Origin of the sequence: Corynebacterium sp. 045007, from assembly GCF_040743205.1 — a bacterium.
GTDB lineage: Bacteria > Actinomycetota > Actinomycetes > Mycobacteriales > Mycobacteriaceae > Corynebacterium > Corynebacterium jeikeium_D.
This window is the reverse complement of sequence record NZ_JBFLKW010000010.1, coordinates 79,475-86,274: the sequence shown is the minus strand read 5'-3', so window position 1 is coordinate 86,274 and position 6,800 is coordinate 79,475. Positions and strand designations below refer to the sequence as shown.

The window sequence follows — 6,800 nt, the reverse complement described above, 5'->3', positions numbered from 1 at the left end:
CGACACCGACTACACCCACTCAATCGGCATTCAAAAAGGCCAAATCTAACCCCCGCGACACGCCGAGCCAGACACACATTTTGACCCTTAACCCCCTAATCGCAGCAATAAAAAATAAAAATAACGCGACCTGCTCGCTGTCCATTCCACGGGGACGGCGCACAGGTCGCGTCATTTTTTCGAGTGCAATTGGAGGTTGCTATGACTGCAGTGGAAGAAGCTCGGATAATCAAGGGAACCGGTCTCCACCTGATGCTCATACTAACTACCACCAGCACTAATGGGAATAAGAAAACGAGAATGTTTCGTTAATCACCCCCATGATGACCATCCAAAACGCCTACCCTATCGACCCCAAAGCCCCAGGGTCCCGCCTGTCAGATATGACAAAAATAGCCATTCACCTGGCTTTGTAGGTTAGCATTACCTAACATTGCCGACTGTCGGGGACAGTCTGGATTCAATAGCACCCCCAACCGCAACGGGGGTAGTTTTCCGGGAAGGTTGGGCACAATATCCGTCGTCAAGCGATTTCACGTCATCAATCGGGAAAAAACTTTTAAAAAAACAAGTGTCTCTCATCACACTCATGCATAATGGGGTACAACAGTCATAGTCACTATGACGATGAACCGAGGCCATCGCGTTTATCTGCAGCGTTTATCTGCGACGTACGAAAAGGCCTTAAGACAAAAATTCCACGACAATATTTCTAGGAGCATGTCATGAAGGACTTTCTGCCCCGTACTCACTTCGAAGAAGAGCACAACATGTTCCGCGACATGGTTCGCGGCTTCGTCGAGAAGGAAATCACCCCGAACGTAGAGCGCTGGCACAAGGAAGGTCAGCCGGACCGCGAAATCTTCAAGAAGGCCGGTGAGCTGGGCCTGATTGGTATGTCCACCCCGGAGGCATACGGCGGCGGCGGAGAGATGGACTTCCGCTACAACCAGGTCCTGAACGAGGAGCTCTCCAACGCTGACTGTGGCTCCATCGTCGTTTCCTTCGGCGTTCTCAACGACCTGGTCGCTCCGTACCTGGCCAAGTTCGGTAACGAAGAGCAGAAGCAGAAGTACCTGGCTTCCATGAACGCCGGCGACACCATCGGCTGCCTCGCTATGACCGAGCCGGGCGCCGGTTCTGACCTGGCAGGTATGCGCACCTTCGCCAAGAAGGACGGCGACCACTACGTCCTCAACGGCACCAAGATCTTCATCTCCAACGGCATGATGGCCGACTTCGCTCTCGTCGCAGCTATCACCGACCCATCCAAGGGCCGCGCTGGCGTCTCCATGTTCATCGTCGACGCTGATCTCGAGGGCTTCACCAAGGCTGGCCCGCTGCAGAAGGTCGGCCTGAAGGCTCAGGACACCGCTGAGCTCAACTTCGACAACGTCCGCGTTCCGGCCGAGAACTTGCTCGGCGAAGAGGGCGCTGCCTTCGGCTACCTGCGCACCAACCTCGCTCACGAGCGCCTGACCCTGGCTTGCGGCTCTGTCGCAACTTCCCGCCGCGCCTGGACCCTGGCTTACAAGTACGCTCAGGAGCGCGAGGCATTCGGTCGCCCGATCATCCAGCACCAGGTCCACGGCCACTACCTGGCTGACATTGCCACCCGCGTCACCGCCCTGCAGGCTTTCGTTGACCAGGCTGTTATGGCTCACAACGCAGGCCAGCTGGACGAGACCGGCGCTTCCATGGCCAAGTACTGGACCACCGAGGAACAGCAGGATATCGTTACCCGCTGCCTGCAGATGTTCGGTGGCTACGGCTTCATGCTCGAGTACCCAATCTCCACTCACTACCTCGACTCCAAGGTCCAGACCATTTACGGTGGCACCAACGAGATCATGAAGGAGATCATCTTCCGTCGTATCGCCAAGGGCGGCGCAGAGTAAACAGCTCACGTCGGCCTAGCCGATTCGCCCCAAACCCCGTCAGGTCTTCCTGGCGGGGTTTTTGCATACCTCAAAGTAGGTGGCTGGCGATTATTTACGAGGCTGGATTAGAGCTCCCTTCCCCTGTGCCATACCCCTCACCAAAAAACATTACCCCCTACAAAACCGAAACTATACAATGAGATACCCATCTCATATACTAAGATTCTGTTAGGTAATGGTGATGCACTTCACCAAATTCCCTCCTAGGCCGCGCGAGCGCGTGACCGGAGATGAAGGATTGGAGTTCCAGAGGTATGAGCACAACCAACTCGACCGCTACCCCTCAGCGAAGGGAGGTGTTTTCCACCCGAGCAGCCTTCATTTTCGCCGCTATCGGCTCGGCAGTCGGGCTTGGAAACATCTGGCGTTTCCCCTATGTCGCGTATGACTCCGGCGGTGGCGCTTTCCTTATCCCCTACCTGGTCGCACTTCTGACCGCAGGTATCCCACTGCTCTTCCTCGACTTCGCCATCGGACACCGCTTCCGCGGGTCCGCACCGAAGTCGATGCGTCGCATCAAGCCCTGGGCTGAGCCAATTGGCTGGATTCAGGTCGGTATCGCCTTCTTCATTACCGTCTACTACGCCGTTATTATCGCGTGGTCCTTCATCTACGCCTGGAAGTCCATCCGCAAGAGCTGGGGCCCAGATGCCGAGACCCACTTCATGAAGGACTTCCTCCAAGTAGACACCGAGAGCGTCTTCTCTCTGGACTTCGTCCCCTCGATTTCCATCGTCCTGCTCATTGTCTGGGTACTCGTCATCGGCATTCTGGCCGCTGGTGTGGACAAGGGCATCGGCAAGGTCTCGATTATCTTCATCCCACTGTTGACCATCCTCTTCGTCGCAGTGGTCATCTACTCCCTGACGCTCGACGGCGCTGCAAAGGGCCTGGACGCATTCTTCACCCCAGACTGGTCCGCACTCACTGACTCCAGCGTATGGATTGCCGCCTACGGCCAGATCTTCTTCTCCCTGTCCGTGGCCTTCGGCATTATGCTGACCTACGCCTCCTACCTGAAGCCACGCACGAACCTCACCGGTTCCGGCCTGGTCACCGCGTTCGCAAACTCCTCCTTCGAGGTTCTCGCCGGTATCGGTGTCTTCGCCACCCTGGGCTTCATGGCGGCGCAGTCGGGTCAGGCCGTTGACGAGGTCGCAACCTCCGGTATTGGTCTTGCCTTCATCGCCTTCCCGACGGTCATCTCTGAGATGCCAAAGCTCATCGGCTCCGTCTTCGGCCTGCTGTTCTTCCTCTCCCTGGCAATCGCCGGTGTGACCTCCCTGATGTCGCTGCTCGAGGTCGTCGTCTCCGCAGTCAAGGACAAGCTGAACCTCGGCCGCGTCCAGGCCACCCTCACCGTCGGCGGCGCCATGGCCGTCATCTCGCTGCTGGCCTTCCCGACCACCTCAGGTCTGGTAACCCTCGACATCGTAGATAAGTTCACCAACAACGTCGGCATCGTCCTGGTTGCACTGCTGACCATCATCGCAATCGACTGGATCCTGCGCCGCACCAACGAGTTCGCCATGCACCTCAACGCCGTCTCCTCGTTCAAGGTCGGCACCATGTGGCAGATCTTCGTCGGAAACATCACGCCGGTCATTCTCGCCGTCATCCTGTTCCAGGAGCTCATTGGACTTTTCCGGGAAAACTACGAAGGCTACTCCGACACCCAAATCGACATCTTTGGCTGGGGTGTCATCGGCGTGATTCTCATCGGCGCTCTGATTATGGCCATCCTGCCTTGGCGCGGCCAACACCGTCTCGATGGCCCTCCGGGCTCGGACTTCGGTGTGACGCCAGATTTCAAGCGGTCCTCACACCTGCCACGCAAGCACACTCCGGAAACCGAGGAGGTTTAAGCCAAATGTCCGGTATCGCAATTGTCATGATGGCACTGTTCATCATCGTCATCTGGGGCGGTCTGGCGGTCTCGCTGATCAGCCTATCCAAGCACCCTGACGAGGTTTCCGGTGAGCTGGGAGATCACCCAGAACTCACCAGTGAAGTACTAGGAGCACAGGAAGAGCAGTAGTTTTCACTACTATCTCTTCCCTGCCACTCCAGGTATCTGACTTACTCACCTACGAAATGCGGTGGTCGCTTCTCCAAGAACGCGGCCACCGCTTCCTTATGGTCGGTCGAGACCGCCAAACGAGCCTGCGCGTCCGCCTCCGCCGCAGCAGCAGACAAGGTATCCCGGCGCAGCAGAGCCTTAATCTCCTTCAGCGCGGCCGTCGGCCCCGCCGCAAACTGGGCAGCCAACTCGCGTGCCCGAGTCGCTGGATTATCCACCACTTCAGTGACCAGGCCGAGGCTCAGGGCCTCGTCGGCAAGCACCTTCTTATCGAAGAACAACAGCTCACGCGCCTTCGCGTCGCTGACCATACGCGGCAGCAGCGCCGACATGCCACAGTCCGTGGCCAGGCCAATCGACGGGAACGCCGCCTTGAACGACGCCTTCGGGCCGGCGATACGGAAATCACAGTGCAGCGCCAGCGACCAGCCGGCACCCGCCGCAGCACCTTCGATAGCGGCAATAACCGGAACGTTAATCGCGGTCAGCTCCGCGACCATCGGGTTGTACTCCTCGACAACCTTGCCCATGCCGGCGCCGGACTGCAGGTCAGAAATGTGCTCCTTCAAGTCCTGGCCCGTACAAAACGCCTTCGGCCCGCCGAGCAGGATAACAGCGCGCACATCCGGCTCCTGCGCACGCTCAAACGCGGCTTTCAGCTCCAAGCGGAGATTCTTATCCAGGGAGTTATAGGCATCCGGGCGGTCGATGGTGATGGCTAGAATGCCGTCGGAAAAGTCTTGAGTAACGTTGCTCATAACCTCGCAGGTTATCGCAATCTCCCCCGCCTCGGACGCACTTTTGCACCAAATCACCCGCCGCGAGTAACAAGGGACACATGACACTTCCACGCCCCGCCACGCCTGACGACGTCCACGAGATCGTCGACCTCATCAAAGACCTGGCGGCCTACGAAAAAGAACCCGATGCCGTCCGACTGACCCCCGAGCGCCTGCGCGAACAGCTCTTCGGGGACAACCCTGCGATTTTCTGCCACGTCGTCGACTCCACATCCGGAAATTTGGACGACGGCGCCGGTGGCGGTGATGGCGTTGTTGGTGGTGTTGCTGGCGGTGTTGGCGGTGTTGGAGGCAGCCCGCGCCTCGACGGCATTGCACTGTGGTTCCTCAACTACTCCACCTGGGAAGGCACCCACGGCATCTACCTCGAAGACCTCTACGTCCGTCCCGAGGCACGCGGCACGGGCAAGGGCAAAGCACTGCTGCAGAACCTCGCGCGAATTGCCGTGGAGCGAGGCTACTCACGTGTCGAGTGGTGCGTCCTGAAGTGGAATCAACCCTCCATCGATTTCTACCGCTCCCTCGGCGCCTTCCCCATGGACGAATGGGACACCTTCCGCCTCACCGGCAGCGCCCTGCGTGACTTCGGGGCGTAACAGACGGCAGCGCGTGGTGCGGCGGTACGGCGGTGCAGCTGCGCTGCGTTTGCGCGGTGAAAAGTCCGGATGTGGATAACTGCTAAACCGGCTGACTTATCCACAGCCTGCCCCCATAGGCGTTGTCCCCCTACATCCGGACTTTTACCTTCAAAGGCATGACAGTTCTTGGGACGCTCGCCGCACTGGCCTCGCGCGGAATGGACACGCTGGCGGAACTCCACGCCGCGCGTCCCGACGGCCACGACGCCACCTCCCACCTGGCGGCAACCCTCGGCCTTGACCCGGCGCGCCTCCGGCTTTTGCTACGCGTCGCCGCCCACTACCTCCAACCCGCTGACACCGAGGAAAACACCAAAGCCCGCGAAGATGCCACCGCCCTTGCGCGCCAGCTCGGCCTCAGCCTGGACACCTGCGTGCTTATCGACAAGCGCAGCCGCCAAGCCAACAACGCCGAACTCCACGACAACCTCCGCCTCACATTCGTCGCTGCCGCCGAACGCCTCGGCTTCGAAGAACTCGATCTCTACATGCGGGAAACTCTCACCGAGCTCAACACCGAAGACGAGCCACCCCAGCATCTGCGCGCCCGATTTTCCCGGAAGGTAGACATCCGGGGAATGAAGCACTTCCACATCTCCGGCCCCTCGGATATGCTCGACAATCTCCTGTCGCCGCTTACCATCCGTGCCGCAGAAATCCGGAAGTCCCATCCGGAGTTTTCCCACGACCGCTGCGTCGGCCAAGCGCTTGCCGAGCGCCTCGAGCATGCCGATGCCGCAACGCCCGTCGACAAGCTCGATGAAATGCGCTACCAACCCGCCATCATCATCACCGCACAAGACCTCATCGACTACAGCCCGCGATTCGCCGCCACCACCAACGGCTCCGCGCTCGCCCCCGACGTCTTCCTTAACGCCCTACTCGCCGACACCGGGTGGGCCGTGCTTTACGACGAACACAGCGCCATTACGGACTTATTTCCCATCGGCAACCCCCGCCTGGCGACTGAAGAGCAGCGCATCGCGATGCTCATCGACAACCCCATCTGCGCCTGGCCCGGCTGTGAACGCCCCGCCTATAGCGGACAAGCGCACCACCTAGTCGCCCACAAGCACGGCGGCACAACCACGCTGGACAACCTCACCATGGTCTGCCGCGAACACAACGGGCTTAACGACGACGACCGGGAAGGACGCAACGGCCACCTCGAACGCATCCCCACATCCGGACATATTCGATGGCGCCCACCTGACAAGACTCGGCCGCCGCTGTTTAGCAACTCATTTGTGACATCAATGTCCGGGAGGTCCTACGCCGGATACCGGGCGGGCACGACGAAACAGCTCGGGCCGGAGCCACCACCTCCGGACTAAAACCCGGA

Annotated in this window: 6 protein-coding genes; 5 read left to right on the top strand and 1 reads right to left on the bottom strand. The window is 59.4% G+C overall.

What is annotated here, in order from left to right; genetic code table 11:
- Positions 1 to 725 precede the first annotated feature (725 nt).
- The 3 genes from AB1Z34_RS06800 (at position 726) to metS (ending at position 3,978) form a co-directional block, all read left to right on the top strand.
- Positions 726 to 1,898 carry an acyl-CoA dehydrogenase family protein gene (locus AB1Z34_RS06800; protein WP_005510658.1) on the top strand — a complete coding sequence of 391 codons (1,173 nt, stop codon included), beginning with the start codon at positions 726 to 728 and terminating at the stop codon, positions 1,896 to 1,898.
- A 296-nt stretch (positions 1,899 to 2,194) separates the two neighbouring features.
- Positions 2,195 to 3,805 carry a sodium-dependent transporter gene (locus AB1Z34_RS06795; RefSeq protein WP_016423181.1) on the top strand — a complete coding sequence of 537 codons (1,611 nt, stop codon included), beginning with the start codon at positions 2,195 to 2,197 and terminating at the stop codon, positions 3,803 to 3,805.
- A gap of 5 nt (positions 3,806 to 3,810) precedes the next feature.
- The gene (gene metS, locus AB1Z34_RS06790; protein WP_016423182.1) at positions 3,811 to 3,978 is read left to right on the top strand and encodes a methionine/alanine import NSS transporter subunit MetS; all 168 of its coding nucleotides are present in this window, start codon (positions 3,811 to 3,813) and stop codon (positions 3,976 to 3,978) included.
- A gap of 41 nt (positions 3,979 to 4,019) precedes the next feature.
- Here metS and AB1Z34_RS06785 read toward each other — a convergent pair whose 3' ends face one another.
- A complete protein-coding gene (locus tag AB1Z34_RS06785; protein WP_367158115.1) occupies positions 4,020 to 4,778 on the bottom strand; it encodes an enoyl-CoA hydratase-related protein in 759 nt (252 codons plus the stop codon).
- A gap of 80 nt (positions 4,779 to 4,858) precedes the next feature.
- Between AB1Z34_RS06785 and AB1Z34_RS06780 the strand changes: the two genes are divergently transcribed.
- Positions 4,859 to 5,416, top strand: coding sequence for an N-acetyltransferase family protein (locus tag AB1Z34_RS06780; protein ID WP_367158114.1), 558 nt, complete (start codon positions 4,859 to 4,861; stop codon positions 5,414 to 5,416).
- Positions 5,417 to 5,574: 158 nt separating this feature from the next.
- On the top strand, positions 5,575 to 6,792 hold the full coding sequence (locus AB1Z34_RS06775; protein WP_246815947.1) for an HNH endonuclease signature motif containing protein: 1,218 nt from the start codon (positions 5,575 to 5,577) through the stop codon (positions 6,790 to 6,792).
- The last annotated feature ends 8 nt before the right edge of the window (positions 6,793 to 6,800 follow it).

What these genes read in the sequence shown, in the direction of transcription:
- AB1Z34_RS06785 (WP_367158115.1), bottom strand. Translation starts at nt 4,778, where the DNA reads ATGAGCAACGTTACTCAAGACTTTTCCGACGGCATTCTAGCCATCACC.
- AB1Z34_RS06800 (WP_005510658.1), top strand. Translation starts at nt 726, where the DNA reads ATGAAGGACTTTCTGCCCCGTACTCACTTCGAAGAAGAGCACAACATG.
- AB1Z34_RS06795 (WP_016423181.1), top strand. Translation starts at nt 2,195, where the DNA reads ATGAGCACAACCAACTCGACCGCTACCCCTCAGCGAAGGGAGGTGTTT.
- AB1Z34_RS06775 (WP_246815947.1), top strand. Translation starts at nt 5,575, where the DNA reads ATGACAGTTCTTGGGACGCTCGCCGCACTGGCCTCGCGCGGAATGGAC.
- AB1Z34_RS06780 (WP_367158114.1), top strand. Translation starts at nt 4,859, where the DNA reads ATGACACTTCCACGCCCCGCCACGCCTGACGACGTCCACGAGATCGTC.
- metS (WP_016423182.1), top strand. Translation starts at nt 3,811, where the DNA reads ATGTCCGGTATCGCAATTGTCATGATGGCACTGTTCATCATCGTCATC.